17 protein-coding genes are annotated in these 22860 nt (G+C 41.1%); 12 read left to right on the forward strand and 5 right to left on the reverse strand.

Annotated elements, in window-relative coordinates; translation table 11 throughout:
- Positions 1-133: 133 nt before the first annotated feature.
- On the reverse strand, positions 134-397 hold the full coding sequence (locus FS875_RS02420) for a hypothetical protein (RefSeq protein WP_144752567.1): 264 nt from the start codon (positions 395-397) through the stop codon (positions 134-136).
- 869 nt (positions 398-1266) lie between these two features.
- Positions 1267-1956 carry a YggS family pyridoxal phosphate-dependent enzyme gene (locus FS875_RS02425; RefSeq protein WP_144752570.1) on the reverse strand — a complete coding sequence of 230 codons (690 nt, stop codon included), beginning with the start codon at positions 1954-1956 and terminating at the stop codon, positions 1267-1269.
- A 165-nt stretch (positions 1957-2121) separates the two neighbouring features.
- On the opposite strand from FS875_RS02425, the gene leuS reads away from it, so the two are divergent.
- Both leuS and lptE read left to right on the forward strand, forming a co-directional pair.
- The gene (leuS, locus tag FS875_RS02430; protein ID WP_144752799.1) at positions 2122-4776 is read left to right on the forward strand and encodes a leucine--tRNA ligase; all 2655 of its coding nucleotides are present in this window, start codon (positions 2122-2124) and stop codon (positions 4774-4776) included.
- Entirely contained in the window at positions 4763-5377 is a 615-nt protein-coding gene (lptE, locus tag FS875_RS02435; protein ID WP_144752572.1) for an LPS assembly lipoprotein LptE, read from the forward strand. The genes leuS and lptE overlap by 14 nt, the downstream gene beginning before the upstream one ends.
- Here lptE and fsa read toward each other — a convergent pair.
- Positions 5374-6027: a fructose-6-phosphate aldolase gene (fsa, locus tag FS875_RS02440; protein WP_144752575.1), complete on the reverse strand. Its 654-nt coding sequence runs from the start codon at positions 6025-6027 to the stop codon at positions 5374-5376. The genes lptE and fsa overlap by 4 nt on opposite strands.
- Positions 6028-6901: 874 nt before the next feature.
- Here fsa and FS875_RS02445 point away from each other — a divergent pair.
- The 9 genes from FS875_RS02445 to FS875_RS02485 all read left to right on the forward strand — a co-directional run bounded on the left by FS875_RS02445 (position 6902) and on the right by FS875_RS02485 (position 18393).
- A complete protein-coding gene (locus tag FS875_RS02445; protein ID WP_144752578.1) occupies positions 6902-9097 on the forward strand; it encodes a primosomal protein N' in 2196 nt (731 codons plus the stop codon).
- Between the two features lie 379 nt (positions 9098-9476).
- Positions 9477-9683 carry a DUF4102 domain-containing protein gene (locus FS875_RS02450; RefSeq protein ID WP_246067842.1) on the forward strand — a complete coding sequence of 69 codons (207 nt, stop codon included), beginning with the start codon at positions 9477-9479 and terminating at the stop codon, positions 9681-9683.
- 776 nt (positions 9684-10459) lie between these two features.
- Positions 10460-11044: an ATP synthase F1 subunit delta gene (gene atpH, locus FS875_RS02455; RefSeq protein ID WP_144752581.1), complete on the forward strand. Its 585-nt coding sequence runs from the start codon at positions 10460-10462 to the stop codon at positions 11042-11044.
- Positions 11044-12579 carry a F0F1 ATP synthase subunit alpha gene (atpA, locus tag FS875_RS02460; RefSeq protein ID WP_144752584.1) on the forward strand — a complete coding sequence of 512 codons (1536 nt, stop codon included), beginning with the start codon at positions 11044-11046 and terminating at the stop codon, positions 12577-12579. The genes atpH and atpA overlap by 1 nt, the downstream gene beginning before the upstream one ends.
- A gap of 20 nt (positions 12580-12599) precedes the next feature.
- Positions 12600-13538 (forward strand): F0F1 ATP synthase subunit gamma, encoded by a 939-nt coding sequence (locus FS875_RS02465; protein WP_144752587.1) that lies wholly within the window; start codon positions 12600-12602, stop codon positions 13536-13538.
- A 19-nt stretch (positions 13539-13557) separates the two neighbouring features.
- Complete coding sequence (atpD, locus tag FS875_RS02470; protein ID WP_144752590.1) at positions 13558-15165, forward strand: F0F1 ATP synthase subunit beta; 1608 nt, start codon at positions 13558-13560, stop codon at positions 15163-15165.
- A gap of 126 nt (positions 15166-15291) precedes the next feature.
- Positions 15292-15708, forward strand: coding sequence for an ATP synthase F1 subunit epsilon (gene atpC / locus FS875_RS02475; protein WP_144752593.1), 417 nt, complete (start codon positions 15292-15294; stop codon positions 15706-15708).
- A gap of 24 nt (positions 15709-15732) precedes the next feature.
- Positions 15733-17364: an MFS transporter gene (locus tag FS875_RS02480; RefSeq protein ID WP_144752595.1), complete on the forward strand. Its 1632-nt coding sequence runs from the start codon at positions 15733-15735 to the stop codon at positions 17362-17364.
- Positions 17365-17388: 24 nt separating this feature from the next.
- Positions 17389-18393: an HlyD family secretion protein gene (locus tag FS875_RS02485; protein ID WP_144752598.1), complete on the forward strand. Its 1005-nt coding sequence runs from the start codon at positions 17389-17391 to the stop codon at positions 18391-18393.
- An 879-nt stretch (positions 18394-19272) separates the two neighbouring features.
- On the opposite strand, the gene FS875_RS10120 is transcribed toward FS875_RS02485, so the two are convergent.
- The gene (locus FS875_RS10120; RefSeq protein ID WP_166428879.1) at positions 19273-19416 is read right to left on the reverse strand and encodes a hypothetical protein; all 144 of its coding nucleotides are present in this window, start codon (positions 19414-19416) and stop codon (positions 19273-19275) included.
- Positions 19417-20223: 807 nt separating this feature from the next.
- Positions 20224-20520: a hypothetical protein gene (locus FS875_RS02490; RefSeq protein ID WP_144752601.1), complete on the reverse strand. Its 297-nt coding sequence runs from the start codon at positions 20518-20520 to the stop codon at positions 20224-20226.
- A gap of 895 nt (positions 20521-21415) precedes the next feature.
- Between FS875_RS02490 and ispG the strand changes: the two genes are divergently transcribed.
- Entirely contained in the window at positions 21416-22657 is a 1242-nt protein-coding gene (gene ispG, locus FS875_RS02495; RefSeq protein WP_144752604.1) for a flavodoxin-dependent (E)-4-hydroxy-3-methylbut-2-enyl-diphosphate synthase, read from the forward strand.
- Positions 22658-22860 lie beyond the last annotated feature (203 nt).

Here is a 22860-nt window from a genome sequence, read left to right on the forward strand (position 1 = left end):
GACTAGAAGATGTGGTTCATAAATAGATATCTATGAAAACTACTTTATCCTGCTATATTTAGTTTGGAATATTTTCCGAAAAAAATTACAGATTATTAACTTCAGAGATATCTTTATAGTTGCTCTCTATAAATTAGAGCAAGCACTCATGAGCTTTCTCTATAAAGCCCCAAGCTGCATCTCCTGCAAATCCCAATGCAAAACTTTCCATTCCACTTGTAAATGCACCTACCGGTCCTCCAGTTATACTACCTAGAATTGCTCTGTTTACTCCTTCCGGAACTCTTACTGCGAAGCCTTGTGCATTCATGTGAGTCATAAAATTATCAGAACTACATGCATTCCCATGAGTAGGTCTTGAATTGTGCGAACCACCAAAAGAGTGACTTGTCGCCATATGACCGAATGTATTGAATGAACCAAACATATTAATCCTCCTTGAATTGTATTTATTAAAACAGTATAACTATGATATCTTTCAAAGGACTATTGCGTATTTTAGGAAAGTATCAAATATAACTTTTAAAAATATAAATAAAAATATTGTATAAATAATAAATACATTATGTATATGTTATTTATAAGATAATAATATTAATTGTAATATTTTAAAATATAAGAATTTATACAATATTTTTTCTTAATTTAAATTTAAAATTAGAAAAATTTTGCATATGAAAAGTTGGTATTTTTCTCTTAGTTTACAAAGATCACCAAGAAATAGATTTACACACTCATTGAAAATAATTTTGTTGCCATTGTTTGTACGTATGTATTGGTATTGGGGTTAATGCTTTTTTTAGGCGATTGCCAAGCGCATCTTATTCCTTTTTGGTATGTAGAAAGCCTTTTCTTATCTGCTTTATGCCGTTGGAAACTGAGGAAGTTGTTGAAGAAGCTGTGAGAAAGGGCGGCAGTTTTTATTATCTTGCTTTTATATTCAGGAGTTTTTTTTAAGGTGCTTTTGGTGGAGTGGTGATCAGAGGGTGCGCGAAATAGAGCTAAGGTGTGGGAATATGAAAGACAAAGCAGAGCTGTTTTGAAGGCATGTTATGGGTTGAAGATGGGCTGGTGAGAATCTTCTGAAGAGCAGTTTTTGCTTATTTTTCTTATAGGATGAAAGAGAGATGGGAATGTTTTCTGCTAGAGTTGCTCTTTTCTTGAGGGAAATATTTTTTCGCATGTTTGTTGTTTTTGGCTTATTCGTAGCGTTTTCAAGGGGAATTTATATGGAGGGGGAGTGAATTTAAGTGAAGAGAAATGGCTTTATACTGGGCGTTTTCCAAATATAGCAGAGCCAATGCGAAGGACATTCGAGCCAAATTGTAGGGCGGTTTTAAAGTCATTAGACATGCCCATGGAAAGCTTTGGAAGAGCGGTTTGTTTTGCTAGCTTTGCTAATAAGGCAAAATAGGGTCCAGGGTTTTCGTCAACAGGGGGGATGGCCATCAAACCAATGATATCAAGTCCATAGTTATTTTTGCATTGAGAAACAAAAGGGACTACTTCTTGCGGGGTAACACCACTTTTTTGCGGTTCTAAACCAATGTTGACTTGAACATAGCAGGGAAGATGTTTTTGTTGTTTTTGCATTTCTTCCGCCAAAATTTTAGCGATTTTTTCACGATCAACCGTTTGAATGACATCAAAGATTTTAACGGCTTCAGCGGCTTTATTGGATTGTAGAGGACCGATGAGATGAAGTTTAGTATTTTCAAATTGTTGACGTAACTCCAGCCATTTTTGTGCTGCTTCTTGCACACGATTTTCTGCAAATTGAGAGTGACCGGCTTGCAAAAGAGGACGTATATCAGCAGCAGAAACAGTTTTTGAAACAGCAATAAGCTCAACTTCTTCCACGGGGCGTTGTAGCTCTTGGCATATTGTTGCGATGTCTTTTTGAAGGTTTTGCAATGCTTCAGTGGAAGAGGCTTTGGGGGGAGTGTGTGTATCCATATTTTTGTGCTTTACCGTTTTTATTCAAGTTTTATTCAAGGGTTGATTATTTTTATAAAATACTTAGGGAAATATTGCACGAAAATGTTGACGATGAGGTTAATCCATGGTCAAGCATAATAAAACAAGTTTTTGGTTCAGTTTTATTAAAAGAGTATCATGGGAATGACAATTGAGCATTATAAGATAGGTGAACGCTATAATCCACGTGCGAGAGAAAAAGAATGGCAAGAAATTTGGGATGAAAAGAAAATTTTTCAGACTGTAGGGGAAGATTGCCGTGAAAAATATTATGTTTTAGAAATGTTTCCTTATCCTTCAGGTCGCATTCACATGGGGCATGTGCGCAATTATGCCATGGGAGATGTGGTGGCACGCTATAAACGGGCAAAGGGGTTTAATGTGCTTCATCCTATGGGGTGGGATGCTTTTGGGATGCCGGCTGAAAATGCTGCTTTGCAAAGTAAAGTGCATCCTAAAACGTGGACCTATGAAAATATTGCCGTCATGCGTGGGCAATTAAAGCAATTAGGGCTTTCACTCGATTGGACACGGGAATTTGCAACGTGTGATGTGGACTATTACCACCGCCAACAAATGCTGTTCCTTGATTTTTATCAAAAGGGGTTGGTGGCGCGTAAAGTGGCTAAGGTTAATTGGGATCCCGTTGACCACACGGTTTTGGCCAATGAACAGGTTGTGGATGGACGGGGTTGGCGTTCGGGCGCGTTGGTGGAACAACGTGAGTTGACCCAGTGGTTTTTCAAAATTAGTGATTTTAGTGAAGATTTACTCGCAGGACTTGAAGAACTGGATCAATGGCCAGAAAAAGTGCGCACGATGCAAAAAAATTGGATCGGAAAATCCCAAGGTTTGTTGATTCGTTGGGCTTTAAAGGCGACAGCTGATGATGCAAGGGATGCTCATGATGTTTGTCAGTCCTTTAATGAGGTTGTTTGTTATTCAACGCGTCCTGATACCTTGTTTGGTGCTTCTTTTTTAGCCCTGTCTGTTGATCATCCTATTGCGCAAGCTCTTGCAAAAAAAGACAAAGCCTTGGCAGCTTTTGTTGAGAGTTGTCGAAGTGGAGGAACAACAACAGCAGCACTTGAAACGGCGGAAAAACAAGGGTTTCGCACATCGCTTGTGGCGGTGCATCCTTTTGATTCAGCGGTGCATATTCCCGTTTATATCGCTAATTTTGTGTTGATGGACTATGGAACGGGGGCTGTTTTTGGCTGTCCAGCCCATGATCAGAGAGATTTTGATTTTGCGCGTAAATATGATCTGTCAATAAAACCAGTGGTTTTGCCAAAAGGAGAGAAAGCAGAAAACTTTGTCATTGCTGACACACCTTATGTGGGTGATGGGGTGATGATTAACTCCAGCTTTTTGGATGGCTTGACGCCCCAACAAGCCTTTGAAGAAGCGGCCAAAAGGCTTGAGGGGCAAGTGCTTAATGGGCAACCGCAGGGAGAAAAAACAGTGCAATTTCGATTGCGTGATTGGGGAATTTCACGGCAACGTTATTGGGGATGCCCCATTCCGATGATCCATTGTAAAACGTGTGGCGTTGTGCCTGTACCACGGGCTGATTTGCCGGTTATATTGCCTGATGATGTTACTTTTGATCAACCGGGCAATCCTCTTGCGCGGCATGAAAGGTGGCAAGCTGTTGCTTGTCCTTCCTGTGGTCAACCTGCCAAACGTGAAACGGATACCATGGATACTTTTGTGGATTCTTCTTGGTATTATGCACGCTTTACGGCTCCTTTTGCCGCAGAACCTGTTGAAAAACAAGCAACCGCTGAATGGCTACCTGTGCAACAATATATTGGTGGGATTGAGCATGCGATTTTGCATCTTCTTTATGCGCGCTTTTTTATGCGTGCTATGAAACTGGTTGGTCATGTGAGTGTGGATGAGCCTTTTAAGGGGCTTTTTACGCAAGGGATGGTGGTGCATGAAACCTATCGCGATGGTCAAGGGTGGGTTTCTCCAGCAGAGATTTCGATTGTTGAAAAAGATGGAAAACGGTGTGCTTATAAATTAACCGATCAAAGCGAAGTGACAATTGGTTTGATTGAGAAAATGTCAAAATCAAAAAAGAATGTCGTTGATCCTGATGATATTATTGCCTCCTATGGCGCTGATACGGTACGCTGGTTTGTGTTGTCTGATTCACCGCCTGAGCGGGATGTCATCTGGACAGAATCGGGTGTTGAAGGCGCGCATCGCTTTGTCCAGCGTGTTTGGCGCCATGTGGCTTTGAGTGCTTCTGTTTTAAGGGATGTCGCCCCTTGTGCAGGGCATCAGGGGGCAGCTTTGGAACTGTCAAAGGTTGCACATCGCACGCTTCATGCTGTCGAAGATGATTTAGAAAAATTTGCTTTTAATCGAGCTATTGCACGTCTTTATGAATTCTTGAATGTTATGGCCCCTTTGTTAAATAAGGCGGCAGATGTTGAGGATGAAATGAAAGCGGCTTTACGTCAAGCTATGGATTTTTTCCTTGCCATGATTGCACCGGTCATGCCGCATTTAGCCGAAGAATGCCATGCGGCTTTAGGGGAGAAAACTTTAATGTCTGAACTTGCTTGGCCTGTTTATGACCCCGCATTAATTGTTGAAGAAAGCTATACTTTGCCGGTACAAATTAATGGGAAAAAACGCGGTGAGGTGAGGGTTGCTGCAACAGCCAATGAGGCGATGATTAGAGAAGCGGTTTTGGCTTTAGATTTCGTACAGGCGCAGCTGGGTGAAAAGCCTATGAAAAAAATTATTATTGTTCCACAAAGGATTGTGAATGTCGTTTTTTAAAAGTTTTATTCTTGTCGTTTTAGCGGGTGTTTGCACACTGTTGTATGGGTGCAAAATTGAACCCCTCTATCGTCAAGAGTTGCAGAGTTTAAGGGCAATAAATTCTGCTGTTTATGAGGGGGCTTACGCACATCAGAATTCTCTTTCTGAGCAAGCTTCTTTGGGGCTTTCAGCAAAGCTTAGCTCTATCGTTGTGGAAGAGCCTTCGGATCGTTTTGGACAAATGGTGCGTAATCATCTGCTGTTTCTATTGTATGGAAAGGGTGGTAAACCTTCTCAACCGGCTTATCAATTGGCATTGCAGATATCCGTCTTGACAAGAGAATCGATGCAGATAGAAGTTGATTTTGAGAAAAAGAGAAAGGGACGTCCTTCTGTTGGAACTGTTATAAGCAAAGCTTCTTATACTTTGCAGGATATGAAAAATAGACCTGTTGCAAAAGGAACAGCAATAATGAATGCCTCTTTTGAACGACTTCGTCAAGAATATGCAACGATACAAGCAGAAGAAGATGCAAAAAAGCGTGTGGCAGAAGAGCTGGCTGAACAGATTTTTTTATTACTTTCTAGAGACCTTTCCAATAAAACTTCTCGTCCTTAGGCAATATTTTGTCCTGTTTTTTGCCAATCATTGAGAAATATTTGTAACCCTTTATCTGTAAGCGGATGTTTGACGAGTGCTTTTAAGATTGCGGGTGGAACTGTTGCAACGTCAGCACCACTTAGGGCTGCTTCTTTGACATGGTTAACGGTGCGGATTGAAGCGGCTAAGATTTGTGTTTTATAGTTATAGTTATCATAAATTGTGCGAATTTCATGAAGGAGTTCACTTCCATTGAGTCCGCAATCATCGAGTCTTCCAATAAAAGGCGAAACAAATGTTGCACCTGCTTTGGCTGCAAGTAAAGCTTGATTGGCAGAAAAACAAAGGGTGAGATTTGTTTTTAGTCCTTCTGCTGTAAGGACTTTGCAAGCTTTTAATCCATCAAGTGTTAAAGGAAGCTTGATGCAAATATTATCAGCAATTTTTGCTAAAACAGCCGCTTCTTTCATGATATTTTCAAATTCTGTTGCGGCAACTTCAGCAGAAACAGGCCCATTGACAAGGCTACAAATTTCTTTTGTCACTTCAAGAATATTGCGTCCTGATTTAAGGATAAGAGAGGGATTGGTGGTCACACCATCAACAAGGCTTAAATTCTGTAATTCTCGTATTTCTTCAATATTGGCGCTGTCCACAAAAAATTTCATCTCTAACCTCTTCCTTTTAGCTTTTTATTTAAAGCTTTTCAGATTTTATCTTGCTTTTTTGTTATGCGCTATTGTTGCTTACAAAAGCAAGAGCAAGAATGAATATCTCTATAAAATAGGAACGTTATTATGTTAATAAAAAGGATGCCATGGTGTTACTTGTCATCAAGTATAGCGTTCCTTGCCCATGAGCATTTTTGTGTGGCATCTTTGCATAGTGATTGCTCTTGACATTTGAAAATTTTATAAGATGCCTTCCTTTCTTATGGAGGCGTTTCATTTTGCTTGTCGCGTGTTAGTGAATGGATATTTTGGTGTCATAAAGTACCATTGAAGAAGTTATGTGTTTTACGCATGAAGTTTTTCTACGTTTAAAGAAATTTATTATTTTATTATAATGAAAAAAACGCTCAATATGAGCGTTTTCATTATGATATATAAAAATTATTTATCTTTATAAATCAATATGTTGATATAAGTTGAGATATAAGGTGGAAAGAAAATAAAAGTGTGTATATTGGGCATGAAATTACATTTATGAGATTGCTAAGGAGCGCAGCGATAACAGTGATAATAGTGATTAATGTTATGTTGAATGCTTAATTGTGATGAGTTTTATTTGCACTGGAGAATAGCGTTGTTTGTTTGCTATAGAGGATGTTCTTTTGTTGGTATTTTTGTGATGGAATACGTCTTAAAAAGAATTGTGGGGAGAAGTTTGTTGTGAAAAGGGGAGTGATTGAAGCCCGCAATGAATTTTATAAGAGTGTTTAAAGATAAAGATAAGGTGTGGACCTGTTGGTGTTCAAGATAATCGTAGACAAGATGATCTTAGATAAGGGGAGGTGGATTGGCTAAAAGGGTGAATTTAAACATGATAGAGGAAAAGGTTGTTTCTGTCTTGGTTCTTCTTCCTGTTGCGCATGCTTATAGTTATAAAGTTCCGTCTTCTATGGAGGTGGAAATTGGTTCTTTTGTTCGGGTTCCGGTGATGGGGCGTGAGCTTTGCGGGTTTGTGGTGGATGTTGGAGAGAAAACAAAGGATGGGCAAGGAACTGCTTCGGTAGCGCGTGAAAAGTTACGCTTTCTTTTACATGTTTTTGATTGTCCGCCATTAAAGGCAGAGATGATTGCATTTTTGCGGTTTGTTAGTCGTTATACCATGACGCCTTTTGGTCTTGTTGCACGATTGGTTTTGTCTGTACCGGCTGCTTTAGAGCCGGAAGCGCAGATGCTGGGATTGCGCTATTGTGGGGGAGATGTGGAACGTCTTACACCAGCGCGGTCACGGGTTTTGGAATTGGTGCGCAGTGAGAAGATCTGGACACGTTCTGGTCTTGCGCATGCGGCTGGAACGTCTGTTTCTGTCGTTGAGGGTTTAAAAGCGCTAGGAATTTTTGAAGATGTTAAAATTCCTGCTCCTGATCTTGTGGGCATGCCTGATCCTGATTTTTGTCCTCCTCAGTTGCAGGGCGCACAAAGTGAAGCAGCAAAACTATTGCGGGCAGGCGTTTTATCTTCTCAGTTTCAAGTTTTTTTGCTCGATGGTGTGACCGGCTCTGGAAAGACAGAAGTTTATTTTGAAGCGGTTTCTCAAGCCTTCAAAGGGGGTCGCCAAGTTTTAATTTTATTGCCAGAAATTGCTTTAACACAGCAGTTTTTAGATCGTTTTTATGCACGCTTTGGCGCTGCGGCAGCAGAATGGCATTCTGATTTGACACCACGTCGTAGAGAACGTGTCTGGCGGCAAGTTGCAGAAGGGCGGGTGCGTGTCGTTGCGGGGGCTCGTTCGGCACTTTTTCTTCCCTTTCATGCGCTGGGCTTGATTGTTGTCGATGAAGAGCATGATAGCGCTTATAAACAGGAAGAGCGCATTTTTTATCATGCGCGTGATATGGCTGTTGCGCGGGGTTCTTTTGAGCATTTTCCTGTTATTTTATCCTCAGCAACACCGTCGATTGAAAGCCAAGCCAATGTTTTAAAAGGGCGTTATCAAAAGGTGCATTTACCCTCCCGTTTTAAAGAAGTTGCCCTTCCACAGTTGCGGGTCATTGATATGCGTCAAGGAGGAGTGCAAAAGGGGCGCTTTATTTCTTTTACCCTTGAAAGGGCTTTAAAACAAACGCTTGAGAAAGGCGAGCAGGCGCTGCTTTTTCTTAATCGCCGTGGTTATGCGCCTTTAACTTTATGCCGAGTGTGTGGACATCGTTTTCATTGTAGCGATTGTTCAAGTTGGTTGGTCGAACATCGCGCGCAAGGGCAATTAAAATGTCATCATTGTGGTTATCATCAATCCCTTCCGGAAGCCTGTCCTGAATGCGGAACATTAGACCATCTTGTAGCTTGTGGACCGGGTGTGGAAAGAATTGCAGAAGAAACACAAATGCTTTTTCCCCAAGCGCGCTCATTGATTCTTTCAACAGATCTCAAAGGGGGGATTGGGCAGTTGAGAAGCGAATTGCAAGCCATTGCCAATGGCGATGTCGATATTATTATTGGAACACAGTTGGTCGCTAAAGGACATCATTTTCCCAAGCTCTCTCTGGTGGGGGTTATTGATGCTGATCTTGGTCTTGCCAATGGTGATTTACGCGCCAGTGAACGAACCTTCCAGCTTCTCTCTCAGGTGACTGGAAGAGCAGGGCGGGTGGGATTGGAAAGTTTAGGATTATTGCAAACCTATCAACCGGATCATCCGGTCATAAAGGCTTTACTTTCATGCCAACCAGAAGATTTTTACACACGGGAGATTGCAGCACGTCAACAGTATCATTTGCCCCCTTATGGGCGTCTTGCCTCTTTGATTGTGTCAGCACAACAGCGTCAAGCCGCGGAACATTATGCACGGGCACTCCGTCAAGCCGCACCGCGAGAGAAAAATATCTCAGTTATGGGACCGGCGGAGGCGCCTTTGGCTTTGGTTCGGGGACGTTATCGCTTTCGGCTTTTACTGCAAGGTCAGCGCTCTTTTGATATACAAGGGTTCATTCGGGCAATGTTGAGCAATGCCCCCAAAATGCCCAGTTCCGTTCGGGTTCAAATTGATATCGATCCGCAAAGCTTTCTTTAAAAATCAAATTTCTCTCTCAAGTGGCTGGAAGAGCAGGGCGGATGGGATTGGAAAGTTTAGGATTATTGCAAATCGATTAACCAAATCATCTGGTCATAAAGGCTTTACTTTCATGCCAACCAGAAGATTTTTACACAGGGGAGATGGTAGCTCGTCAGTATGATCATTTGCCCCCTATGGGCGTCTTGTCTTTTTGATTATGTCGCACAACAGCGTCAAGCCACAGAATGTTATGCGCGTGGCATTGCATCAAGCGCGTGCACCGGGGGGAAAAATATCTTGCTTAATAAACCAACAGAGACACCACCCTTATTCGTATAGCATATTGATTTATTAAGAGTTTTACTTTTACACGCTACAGGTGAGGCGCTCGTATGGTGTGGAATTATCCAAAAAAGGCATGCCTCTTATAAATTGTTTTAAGTGTCAAGGGCTTATCGCAACATTAAGGCAATGGGTGAGAGGTGTTGGTTTGCTTCTGATCAAACGTAAAGATGGGGGCTCAACGGCGTTTATCGCATTCATGGGTGCTGTCGCGAAATGGAGATATCCTATTTCTTACACTTTTGTTCCTTTCGTTCTTTAATAGGGGCAGATTTTTCATGCAAAGCAGAATATTCCCAATCGTCCCAAAAAAGAATGTCATTGTAGGGGGGCTTTCATCTGCTTGTTTGAGTAAATATTTCTCAGAGTGTTGGAGTTCATTTTATGATATTGCTCGTGGATAATGTAAATGCTTTGCATAAATGAAAAAGCCGTTAAAACTTCCTATCTTTAAGGTATCGGGTGGTACCATTATTGAGCTTTGAGAAACTGTGGATACATGAGAGTGTTTTGGGGAAGTTTTTTTGCAAGAAAATATACTTGGTGAAATGTTTTAAAAAGAGAGGGCATTTAAAGCGAAAGGATCATTTTTCTTAATTTTAAGGAGATATCCATTATTATTTCTTGCTTGTTCATTTGAAATAATAGATTTTTAAAGTCGCTTCTCTCTTCTCGCTAAAGTTTTTGTGGGGATAAGAGCGGTGATATTTAAAGAAGGGCTGTTTTTTTGATCTGGCTTTGTTTGAAGCAAAATTCAAAGAGCGTGACTTTTTTTTACAGTATGTCAAAAAGAAGCATAAAAAATCATGATGTCACCTTGGAGATCTAAAAAATCCTTTTCAAAAATATTTTGAATATTTTATTTAAAATTTTTAAAAAGCAGCGATTTGTGGTGTTGCGAGTCGGCTATGTCTATGCTAGAAACCGAATGGTTTTTGTTCTAGGTTTTAAGAAGAAGATTCTTAAGATTGGGAATGTCTGTTTCATTATCATCTGATAACTATCAGAGAGTCGCTCAAGGGAAAGAGGCGGTATTTCGTGTCGGATTCATTTTCTCTCATACCGCTGCCGTTGGTAGATCAACGCTATGCGCAAGCGCTCTTTAATTGCGCTCAAGAAGCAGGAAACGTTGAAAAGATTGAAAAGGCAGTGGAGGATTTTTTGCTTGTTTTAGAGCAAAATGAGGATTTAAAACATTTCGTTTTTAGTCCATTCTTTTCAGTCAAAGAGCAAATTAAGGTGATGCAATCTGTTTGTGAAAACATCAAATTTGCTGATAAAGAAGCAGGGCAGATTGTTGGTAATTTCTTACGCGTTATTGCAGCAAACCGTAGGCTTAGTGCTATATTTGGTATTTTAAAGGCTTTTCAGCGTTGCATTGCACGCGCTCGTAGGCAAGTTACTGCACAAATCATTTCTGCGCGCCCGTTGAATTCTCAACAAAAACAAGAATTGTGTGAGGCTTTGGAAGGTGTGGTTGGGGGAAAAGTTTTGCTCCACATCATTGTCGATCCAACAATTCTTGGTGGATTAATCGTTCGTGTCGGGGCGTCTCAAATTGATACGTCTCTTCTCACAAAATTGTCTTCGCTTAAGCTTGCATTGAAAAAAGAGGTCAGCTGATGGATATTAGACCATCTGAAATTTCAAAAATTCTAAAAGAGCAAATCAAAAACTTTGACCAAAAGGCTGAGGTTTCAGAAATTGGTTGGGTTCTCTCTGTGGGAGATGGTATCGCTCGCGTCTATGGTTTGGATAATGTTCAAGCTGGGGAAATGGTTGCTTTTCCAAATGGTGTGCGCGGGATGGCACTCAATTTGGAAGTTGACAATGTCGGTGTGGTCATTTTTGGCTCAGATCGCGATATTCGTGAAGGAGATTGTGTCAAGCGGTTGGGTGCTATTGTGGATGTCCCTGTGGGTCCCGCTTTGCTTGGCCGTGTGGTTGATGCTCTTGGAAATCCTATCGATGGTAAGGGACCACTTAAGGAAACAGAGCGTCGTCGTGTTGATGTTAAGGCACCAGGGATTATTCCGCGTCAGTCTGTGCATGAGCCTATGTCAACCGGATTAAAAGCGATTGATGCGCTTATCCCCATCGGACGGGGACAGCGTGAATTGGTGATTGGTGATCGCCAAACAGGAAAAACAGCGATTTTGCTCGATACCTTTTTAAATCAGAAACCTTTTCATGAAAAAGAGGCTGGACGAGAGCAGGACAAAGTTTATTGTATTTATGTGGCTATCGGTCAAAAACGTTCAACGGTGGCACAATTCGTTAAGGTTTTAGAAGAACGTGGAGCCCTGGAATATTCTATTATTGTTGCGGCAACCGCTTCTGATCCTGCTCCCTTGCAGTTTATTGCACCTCTTGCGGGATGCGCGATGGGCGAATATTTCCGCGATAATGGGCAACATGCTTTGATCGGTTATGATGACTTGTCAAAACAAGCAGTGGCTTATCGTCAAATGTCTCTTTTGCTGCGTCGTCCACCGGGGCGTGAAGCTTATCCGGGTGATGTTTTCTATCTTCATTCACGTCTTTTAGAACGGGCGGCAAAATTGAATGCGGAAAATGGATCGGGATCATTGACAGCTTTGCCGGTCATTGAAACGCAAGCCAATGACGTTTCGGCTTATATTCCAACGAATGTGATTTCCATTACTGATGGGCAAATTTTCTTGGAAACTAATTTGTTCTATCAGGGAATTCGTCCTGCTGTGAATGTTGGTCTTTCTGTTTCGCGTGTTGGTTCGGCAGCACAAATTAAAGCCATGAAGCAGGTTGCTGGCTCGATTAAAGGGGAATTGGCACAATACCGTGAAATGGCCGCTTTCGCGCAGTTTGGTTCTGATTTGGATGCATCAACCCAGCGGCTTTTAAATCGGGGAGCACGCTTGACAGAGCTCTTAAAACAGCCACAATTTTCTCCACTCAAAACAGAAGAACAAGTGGTGGTTATTTTCGCAGGGGTGAATGGCTATCTTGATTCTCTAGCGGTTTCTGATGTTGCGCGGTTTGAGCAAGGGCTTCTGGTGCTTTTGCGCAGTGATTATCAAGATCTCTTAAAAGCAATTGCTGAGCAAAAGCAAATAACAGATGAACTGAAAGATAAGTTGATAACTGTTCTTAACACCTATGCGAAAAATTTTTCGTGATGAATTGATGGAATGTTTGAATGGCCTCACTAAAAGATCTTAGAGACCGTATCGCTTCGGTTAAAGCAACACAGAAAATTACAAAAGCTATGCAAATGGTTGCAGCAGCGCGGTTGCATCGTGCGCAAGAGGCAGCGCAATCGGCACGTCCTTATGCGAAGAGAATGGCTGATATTTTAACCAGTGTTGCTTCTGATGTGGATGGTGTTGATGCACCGGCTCTTATGCGTGGTACGGGGCGCGATGATGTGCATCTCTTGGTGGTGTGTACGGCTGAGCGTGGTTTATGTGGTGCTTTTAATGTGCAAATCGCTCGTCGTGCTCGGGAGCAAATTAAAGCGCTGTTGACCGCTGGTAAAATTGTGAAAATTATCACTGTGGGCAAAAAAGGTGCGGATATCTTATCGCGTGATTACAAAAGTTTGATGATTGATCACATTGATTTACATGCTGTAAAGCGAATTGGTTTTGCAGAGGCGATGATGATTAGTCAACGCATTGTTGATTTGTTCAATGAAGGCGCTTTCGATGTCTGTACGTTGTTTTATTCTGAATTTGTTTCTGTGATTAATCAACGTCCAACAGCTTTTGGCTTGATTCCAATGGGGGCTCCAAAAGCCGCTGTTGAAGCAATAGATGTTGGGGAGCAAACAGAGCCTAAAGGTTCACAAGGGATTATTAATGGGGGGATTGTGTCTGAGGCGATTGTTTATGAGTATGAACCTGATGCTGCTTCTCTTTTGGAGGCGCTGGTGCCACGCAATCTTTCAGTGCAAATCTTTCGGGCTTTACTGGAAAATGTTGCTGGTGAAATGGGCGCAAAAATGACAGCTATGGACAATGCATCGCGTAATGCAGGTGAAATGATTAATAAATTGACGGTGGCTTATAATCGTCAACGTCAGGCACAAATTACCACAGAATTGATTGAAATTATTGCGGGCGCTGAAGCGCTTTAAATGGAAAAGGTAAGAATTGATGGCAAAAGCAGTAACCTCAAGCAAGGGAGCAGAAAAAGGTGAAAAAAAGAAACCAGCTGCTCGTTCCGGTGTGAAAAAAGACGCTTCGAAATCTCAAGTGGATGTAAAGACTTCATCTGCGCCTGCACGTCGTGTTGCTAAAGATGCGCCGGAGAAAAAAGAAGAGCGTGCAAAAGGCGCTGTTGGTGAGATCAAGCAGGTTATTGGCGCTGTCGTTGATGTGCAATTTGAAGGGGCATTACCAAATATTCTCAATGCGTTGGAAACAGAAAATTTAGGCAATCGATTGGTGTTAGAAGTTGCGCAGCATTTGGGTGAAAATACTGTGCGTACGATTGCGATGGATACGACCGATGGTCTGATGCGCGGACAAAAGGTTGTGGATACAGGAGCACAGATTAGTGTTCCTGTAGGAGAAGCAACCTTGGGACGTATTATGAATGTGATTGGAGAGCCGGTGGATAATGTGGGTCCAATCCCTTCAACCAAAACACGTTCTATTCACCAAGAAGCGCCTGAATATGTTGAACAATCAACTGTTTCAGAGATTCTTGTCACGGGTATTAAGGTCGTGGATTTGTTAGCCCCTTATTCGAAAGGGGGGAAAATTGGCTTGTTTGGTGGTGCTGGTGTTGGAAAAACCGTTCTCATTATGGAGCTTATCAACAATATTGCAAAGGCACATGGTGGCTATTCCGTGTTTGCTGGTGTGGGAGAACGGACACGTGAGGGAAATGATCTTTATTACGAAATGATCGAAAGCCGCGTGAATGTGAATCCAAAAGAAAATAATGGTTCAACAGAAGGCTCAAAATGTGCGCTTGTTTATGGGCAAATGAATGAACCACCAGGAGCACGTGCGCGTGTGGCTCTTTCAGGATTGACTATTGCAGAAAGCTTCCGTGATGAAGGACAAGATGTGCTTTTCTTTGTGGATAATATTTTCCGGTTTACACAAGCAGGGGCTGAAGTATCTGCTCTTTTAGGACGTATTCCTTCTGCTGTGGGGTATCAACCTACTTTGGCAACGGATATGGGCGCTTTGCAAGAACGTATTACCAGTACAAAAACAGGCTCTATTACTTCCGTTCAGGCGATTTATGTTCCAGCGGATGACTTGACAGATCCAGCGCCGGCAACGTCTTTTGCCCACTTGGATGCAACAACCGTTCTTTCGCGCTCTATTGCGGAAAAGGGAATTTATCCAGCAGTTGACCCGCTTGATTCTTTTTCACGTATGTTGGACCCATTGATTGTGGGGGAAGAACATTATACGGTTGCTTGTCAAGTGCAAACCATTTTACAACGTTATAGAGCTCTTCAGGATATTATTGCTATTCTTGGGATGGATGAGCTTTCTGAAGATGACAAACTGTTGGTGGGACGGGCGCGTAAAATTGAACGTTTCCTTTCGCAACCTTTCCATGTGGCGGAAGCCTTTACGGGGTCGCCCGGAAAACTCGTTCCTTTGGAAGACACAATCAAAGGCTTTAAAGGTCTTTGTGCGGGCGATTATGATGATTTGCCAGAAGCTGCTTTTTATATGGTAGGTTCGATTGATGAAGCCATTGAAAAAGGAAAGCGTCTCATGGCAGAGGCTTCTTAAATCAGAAGCTTCTTAGTTTAAGGAAAAATCTGTCGTGAATATTTGTCGTTAAATAAGGGCAAGTTGTTGAAAAAGATAAGTTGTTAAAAAGGGCAAAGAGCCCTTGTGGGTATTGTGGAGACTTTTGTGGAAAACAATAGAGAAGAGCATTTTTTGTTTGAGCTTGTATCGCCTGAAAAGATTGTATTTTCAGAGCAGGTGGTGTCTGTTGTTCTTCCTTCAGCTTCAGGTGCTTTGACTGTTATGGCACATCATGCACCATTGGTGGCAAGCATTGTGTTGGGGAGTGTTCGTGTTCGCACTCCTGTGGGAGAAAAGCTCTTTGCTGTTTACGGAGGCGTTGCAAATATTACCTTTTCGAGTTGCTCTTTATTGGTCGAGCATGTTGTGGCGGTGGAGCATCTTTCTTTTGATGTCTTAGAACAGCGGATCTTGCAGGTTCAAGCGACGTTAGAGGGGGGAACAAGTGATGCGGATAATCCTAAAATCGAAGCTTTTTTCCAGCAATTGTCAGCGGATGGTTCTGTGTTGATAGAAGCGTAGCAGGGTATATTAGGAAAAGGTGACATGAGCGGAAAAAAGAGTACGGTTGTGTCTGCTAAAAGGGGCGGAAAACCTTTCCCTCGTCCTGGTCGTGTTTTTGCGGGACCTTTGCCGAAATGTTTTGTTTATATTTTTGCTTCTCTTATTTTGCAATGGGCTTATGGCTTAGGGGCTAATATTGTTCAGTCTAATATTGTTCATCTGACCGGTGATTTTCACGCAACTTTAGCCGAGACGACATGGTTGGTTGCAGCCTATATGGCACCAAATGTCAGTGTGGCGATTATGTTGATCAAAATCCGCTATCAATTTGGTTTGCGTGCTTTTGCTGAACTGTCGATCCTTGGCTTCGTTTTGGTTTGCGCGTTACAGCTCTTTGTGACTGATTTGCGTTCTGCACTGATTATTCGTTTTTTTGCTGGGATTGCTGCTGCACCTTTGGCTTCGCTTGCGTTGCTTTATATGATGGAGGCTTTTGCACCGGCAAAGAAGTTTACTGTTGGTCTTAGTTTAAATTATATGAATGCGGCTTTAGCAGCACCTTTATCGCATTTGATTTCTCCTGATTTGCTGGAAAATGGTGGTTTTTCCAGTCTTTCTGCTCTGGAAATGGGGTTGGTTCTCATCAGTTTGGTCTGTATCTATACTTTGCCCCTGACCCCTGTTGTCCGGAGTAAGGTTATTCAAAAGTTAGATTGGATAAGCTATGGTTTAATTGCTCTTGGTCTTGGTCTTAATGCCGTGATTATGTCTGTTGGCATTTTGTATTGGTGGTATGAAGCACCATGGATTGGTTGGGGACTCGCACTGGCTATTTCCTCTTTGGCTGTTGCTATTATGATTGAGCTTAATAGAGAAAAACCATTGATTGATCTGCGTTGGATCTTCAGTAAAGAAATGATTCAATCTGTTTTTATTTTGTTGATTTTTCATGTGTTCTTGCTGGAGCGATCCAATTTGCCGTTCGGTTTTTTTAATCTTTTTGGTTTGCTCAATCGCGAGATGGCGCCCATGTATTTTGCAGTGACATTGGGGACTCTGTTAGGAGGGGCTGTTTGTGTGTTTTTTTTACGGGCAGGGCGTGAGGATTATTTTTATTTGTTATCTTTGGGTTGTTTGGCACTTGGCGCTTATTTAGATAGTCGTGTAAACCATTTAACGCGTCCACAAGACATGATGTTGAGCCAAGGATTGGTGAGTTTTAGTTATGCGCTTTTTTTGCCTCCTGCTCTTTTTAAGGGGTTCGTAATCGCTGGTGAGCGAGGACCGCGTTATGTTTTGAGTTTTATTGCTGTTTTTTTGCTCACGCAAGTAACGGGGGGATTGATGGGGTCGGCTTTTTTTGGCAGCCTGCAGTTTTATTTTGCTCATAAGAATTTTGAATCCTTAACACAAAATATTGTTGTGACTGATCCGCTTATTTCTGGTGAGATGAATACTTTATTTTCGCCTTCTTATGGTGCTTCTGTTGCTCATGGCTTGAGGAGTGATCAGGGGACTTCTCTATTGATAGAGAAATTTAAGTTAACAGCAAATATTTTTGCTTATGATGACGTTTTTCGGCTTTATTTTTATATTTCAATGGTTGTATTCGTTATTTTTCTTGTCACAATGATTGTTAAGTCATGCTCTGTGCGTGCATTAGAAAAAAAGTGATGTCATAGAAGAGGGGTGCAAAAAATGATAAAAGCATTACGGTCAAAGGCTACGATTGTTGCATTCCTGTCAGGTACTATGGGGGTTTTGCTGATTTTGTGGGCTTGGAGACTACCTCCCTTTGTGAGCAACATTCAAGTAACGGATAATGCTTCCATTAAAGGTGATGTTACTTTGGTTAGTTCACAGATCTCTGGGGTGATCGCACGGATTTATGTGCAAGATTATCAACGCGTTGAAAAGGGAATGTTGCTCTTTGAGCTTGATGATTCTCTTTTTCGTCAACAGCTTGCACGAGCACAGGCTGTTCTCGATTCAAAAAATGCAAAATTGGCCAGTATTGAATTGCAAGCACAGCTTTTGCAGGGTGAAATTAATACAGCAGAAGTCGAATTGGCCCGTTCACGAGCATTCTCCAATGTTGTTCCTGATAAAAAGTTAGGCTTTGGTGATGCGGCAAGTACTGTTTCACGTCCTCTTTCACAACTCTTGGCGGCATTGGAAACAAAACGGCAGTTGCAAAAACAATTAAATCTTGAACGGCAAAGTTTACAGTCAGAAGTTGCGGGCGCAAAGGTGGGGGTTGAGTTGGCAAAACTCAATCTCGATCATACAAAGATTTTATCGCCTCGAACAGGTTATATTGGATTGGTTGGCGCTAGGGTAGGACAATATGTTATGCCCGGGACGCAATTGGTCTCGGTCATTTCTGATGATATTTGGATTATTGCTAATTATAAAGAAACGCAACTTTCTCAGATGCGTGTGGGACAACCGGTTGTTTTTTCTGTTGATGCATTGAACAACAAAAAGTTAACAGGGCGTGTGGTTCGTTTTGCTCCTGCGACAGGTTCAGAGTTTTCATTGTTAAAAACGGATACAACAATTGGTAATTTTATCAAAATTGCGCAACGTATTTCAGTACGGATTGCTTTAGATCCTGGTCAGGAAGGGGTTGAAAAGCTCATTCCTGGGATGTCTGTGGTTACGTATGTGGATACTTCGCAGCGGGTTGATTCTGGAGGATAAAATTTTGGGTTTTTTCAATTTAATTTTTGTACCATTTTCTTATAGCAAGTGGTTGTTTACTTTAGAAGATTTCGTTTGGTTTGCGATGATCTATCTCTTAAAGCTCTTAAAACTCTCATTGGGCATGATGTAAAATAATGCTCTAAAGAACATTAAAGCGCATGCTTCTTTAATCCCTTCTATTTCTTTTAAAATAGCTCAGTCGAAGGGAGGATTGATAAGGTGCTTTGCTATATTCTCGCAACAGCATCCTTTGAGGTAGGGTGATGTGGGACGGTATGGGTGAACAGTGAGAGAGGCTTGGCTGGACAAGATGCCAGATGAGTATCAGAGCTGGATGAAATTTTCGTCCTTTCAGGTGCGGGGGAGGTGCTTGTTTTTTATTTGAGTGTATTTCTTGTGGGACATGTGCAAGAGTATAAGGCTTATCTCTCTGATCCAAGTCTCATAGCTAGAGGTGTGTGTTGTGTATGTAACAAAAATACTAAGTTTGAAAATTATATCGCTATAGCTTTACAGGGACGGATGTATAACATTGTAATCTATAAATAGGCTGTACAAGATGCGGTTATCAGAATAGATAATACAAATAAAAGACGTGGTGTTGTTTATCATCATTGTAAGGGATTAAACCGTTCTCTCTTTAGGTTAATATATCTTTTTTCTATTATTCTTTAAATAATCTTCTCTTTACTTGTGTGCTTTGATAAGTTCTTGAAGAGCATTTAAAAGCATTATTCTATTGCTAATAATCTATTTCCTCTTTTTTATTTCTATGAAACTTGAGCACAATTTAAAAATTGTGCTTTGTTATGATTTTTTATAATCAATTCTGATTAATCAAGCTAAAGGCAATGTTGCCATAAATATTTTTCTGATTTAGTCGTTTTCTTGTTGTTTTTCAGTTTGTTCTTTAGGTCCAACCATTTTGCGAATATTCTCTTCTTGTATTCGCTGTAATTCTTCAAGTTCTAGCTTCACTTTCAGCTCTTCTCTTTTCAGCGTTAGCTTTCCACTTTTCATATTCTTCTGTTCCTTGTGATTATTGCCAAAGCTTGTATTTATAGAGCGCGCATTCATAAACCTGCGGGGTTTCTTATTGTGCTTGAAGGGATTGAGCTTGATCAGCATTTCTAGGACTTTTAAGTTACTCAATGAGCTGTTGAATGGCTTTTTGTTTTTCACGCACTTTTTTATAAATAGCTTATCTTATTTGTTCTATGTTTTGGCAAAGTTCATTGAGAAAAAATGGAAGCATTACTGTGAAGGCATGTATTTGAAATTTAAAGGGTGCTATACACGCGGCTGTTACGAAACATTCCTTTTGTCTCAAGGCAAATTTTTGTAAAAAACATCTGTTCGTGAGAGGCGTGTGAGTCTTCGATATCAAAATATTTCTCTCCCTTTCCCCAATTAAAATGATAAGCAAAAATACATAAAGTAAAAGTATAATTTTTTCCAATATGAACGTGTTATTTTCAGGCTATATCTACAATGAAGCTTGGGGAAGTTTGAGCATAAATTGGATTGTTATTTTAATTTTACCATGAATATTCCCTCTTTTAAGGTGGGGGTAGGTGTATTTAACACACTAAATATTCGTATGGGCTGCATATCCATGGCAGAGTTTGCTTTCTTTAGAAATACTATTTCTTTTGGGTGTGGTCGTGTGATTGCATGTTTGAGAGATTGCATTGATGAAAAGCTGGATGATAGATTGCGGGGTGAAAAATTTGTTCTTTGGGCGCGTAAGGTTAGGGGGTGTCAAGTATTATGCTTTATCAACGATAAAAAAATGCCCGCTTTGAATCGGGCATGAAAAGGGGGAAATTATTGGTGTTCGTAATTTTTGCGTATGAGTAAGACGCTTGCTAAAACTAATCCTGCAGCTAATGCGAGGGTTTTTTTAGGGTTTTCTTTTGCTTTTTTCTTTAATTCTGTTGCCTGTTCGTTGAGGTGATAAAGTGCGTGACGCCCCTTTTGTTTCCACGTGTTAAACAGCTCAGAAATATTTTCAAAGCGATCATTTTGAGAACTCCAGCGATTTACGGGGACCAGCTCTCTTTTTAATTGTGCAATACGTTTTTTAATTTTAGCATTTTTGGCATTGGTTGAAAATAGACACATCTGTTGACTCCTTCATGTGTTAAATTGTTGCATGATCGTTGGAATTATGTTTGGGGTTTTGCTATAACGGCTTAAAAATTGAAAAGTTGCATTGATTATGTGGCTGGGGGGTGAGGTGAAATTTAAGTGTGTGGGTTTAATGAGGCGTTTCTTAACGGACTTGCGTTCATTTCATGATGAGGAAGCTAAAGGATATAAGATAAAATCTCTTGCAAAGAAGAATCCTTCGTGAGAGGTATCAAGCTTATCGCGTATTTCCATCATTATTTCATAAAGGAATCAAATTGGTGCTTCATTTTCTTGTACTTGTTTTAGAGTGTTGTGATTGCTTTTGAAGACAGTTTCTCAAGCTATTTTTACTTTTTTAGTTTTATCTCCATGGACGCTTTTAAGTGTGTAAGGGATATAACTTTGATTGATGATGAATAAATTTGAAATGAGAGAAGCTGACGATGTTTAAGTTTTCTATTCAAATTTATAAAAAAGAGGTTATTATAAATCAATATGTTGTCTTAATTAGGTGATACCTTTCGTGCATTTTTAAAAATTGTGCTGTGGTAAGCGTTATCTGTTGTGTTGTAAATATTGTTTTTCGATGACGTGGATGTAAGGTATAGGGTGCCACTTAAAAATGCGGTCTTGTCTTTATCTGATTTCAGTTTCTTTTTGAAGTAACCAAGTGTAAAACTATGAATGTGAGCAGGCGTGGTAGGATTTATCGAAGGTATTTATGAAATGGACTTCGCTTATGGGCTTAAATTGCATCAGGGGGAAGAGATGGAACTTTAAGCAATCTGTTAAGATTGGTGGGCGGTGTATTTTCGTCCTTTGAAGCGCGGAGAAAGTCAATGTCAATGATGACTGATAGTGCGGATTTTAAAAATTTGAGGACTTGATGAGCACGACCTATTTTTTATCGAAACCTCTTGAGCGTCGTTACTCTGTTGGTGTCGCTGTTGGTGATGTAATGGTCGGGGGGCAGAGCCCGATAGTTGTCCAGTCAATGACCAATACAGATACTGCTGATGTTGATGCAACCGTTTCTCAAGTGGCTGCTCTTTGGCAAGCGGGCTCACAATTGGTTCGTATTACCGTTGATCGTGATGAAGCGGCGGCAGCTGTCCCCAAGATACGTGAGCGATTGGAGCGGTTGGGATTTTTTGTCCCATTGGTTGGGGATTTTCATTATATTGGCCATAAGCTTTTATCAGAGCATCCAGCGTGTGCTGAAGCACTTGCCAAATATCGCATCAATCCTGGAAATGTAGGTTTTGGTGCAAAAAAAGATCGTCAATTTGCCGAAATCATTGAGATTGCTTGTCGTTATCATAAACCTATTCGCATTGGCGTGAATTGGGGCTCTCTTGATAATGCGTTGTTAACACAGCTTATGAATGAAAATGCGAGACAAGAAAATCCTTTATCGGTTGCTGAAGTAATGCGGGAAACGGTTGTGCAATCGGCTATAAAGTCGGCTCTTTGGGCTGAAGAGATGGGATTGGGGCGTGATAAAATTATTCTTTCTGCTAAAGTGAGTGATGTTCAAGATCTTATTGCTGTCTATATTGCCTTGGCAGAGCGTTGTGATTATGCTCTTCATTTAGGCTTAACAGAAGCAGGGATGGGAACGAAGGGGGTTGTGGCTTCTTCGGTGGCTCTGGGCATTTTATTACAGCAAGGGATTGGCGATACAATACGGATTTCCTTAACGCCGGAACCGGGTGGGGATCGAACACGAGAAGTAAAAGTGGGGCAAGAACTTTTGCAAGTAATGGGGTTTCGGCAATTTCTCCCCGTGGTTGCAGCTTGCCCTGGATGTGGACGTACAACTTCAACGGTCTTTCAGGAATTGGCACAAAAAATTGAAACAAATTTACACAAAAATATGCCCGTTTGGCGTGAAAAATACCCTGGAGTTGAAAGTTTGAAGGTTGCTGTGATGGGATGTATCGTCAATGGTCCAGGGGAATCAAAACATGCGGATATTGGAATTTCATTGCCTGGAGTGGGAGAAAGTCCAGCCGCACCCGTTTTTATTGAGGGACAAAAGGTAAAAACTTTACGGGGTGATCACATTGCTGAAGAATTCGAAGGGCTTTTGAGTGATTATATTCATAAACGCTTTGGACAAGGTTAAATAATTGCACAAGGTTGAAATAAAGAAGATCCCTTGTTTTAAAAAGATATCTCTTAAGGTTTCCATTTCACGATGGGGTTTATGAGATGCTATAATGGTAAAGTTCTCGTAAAGGGTATAAAACTTATACAATTCCCTCTCGTCTTTTAAGTTTAATAAAAGAACAATCCGCAGCATCATACTTGTGCCTGCTTCCATGCAGT

It is taken from the genome of Bartonella saheliensis (assembly GCF_902162175.1).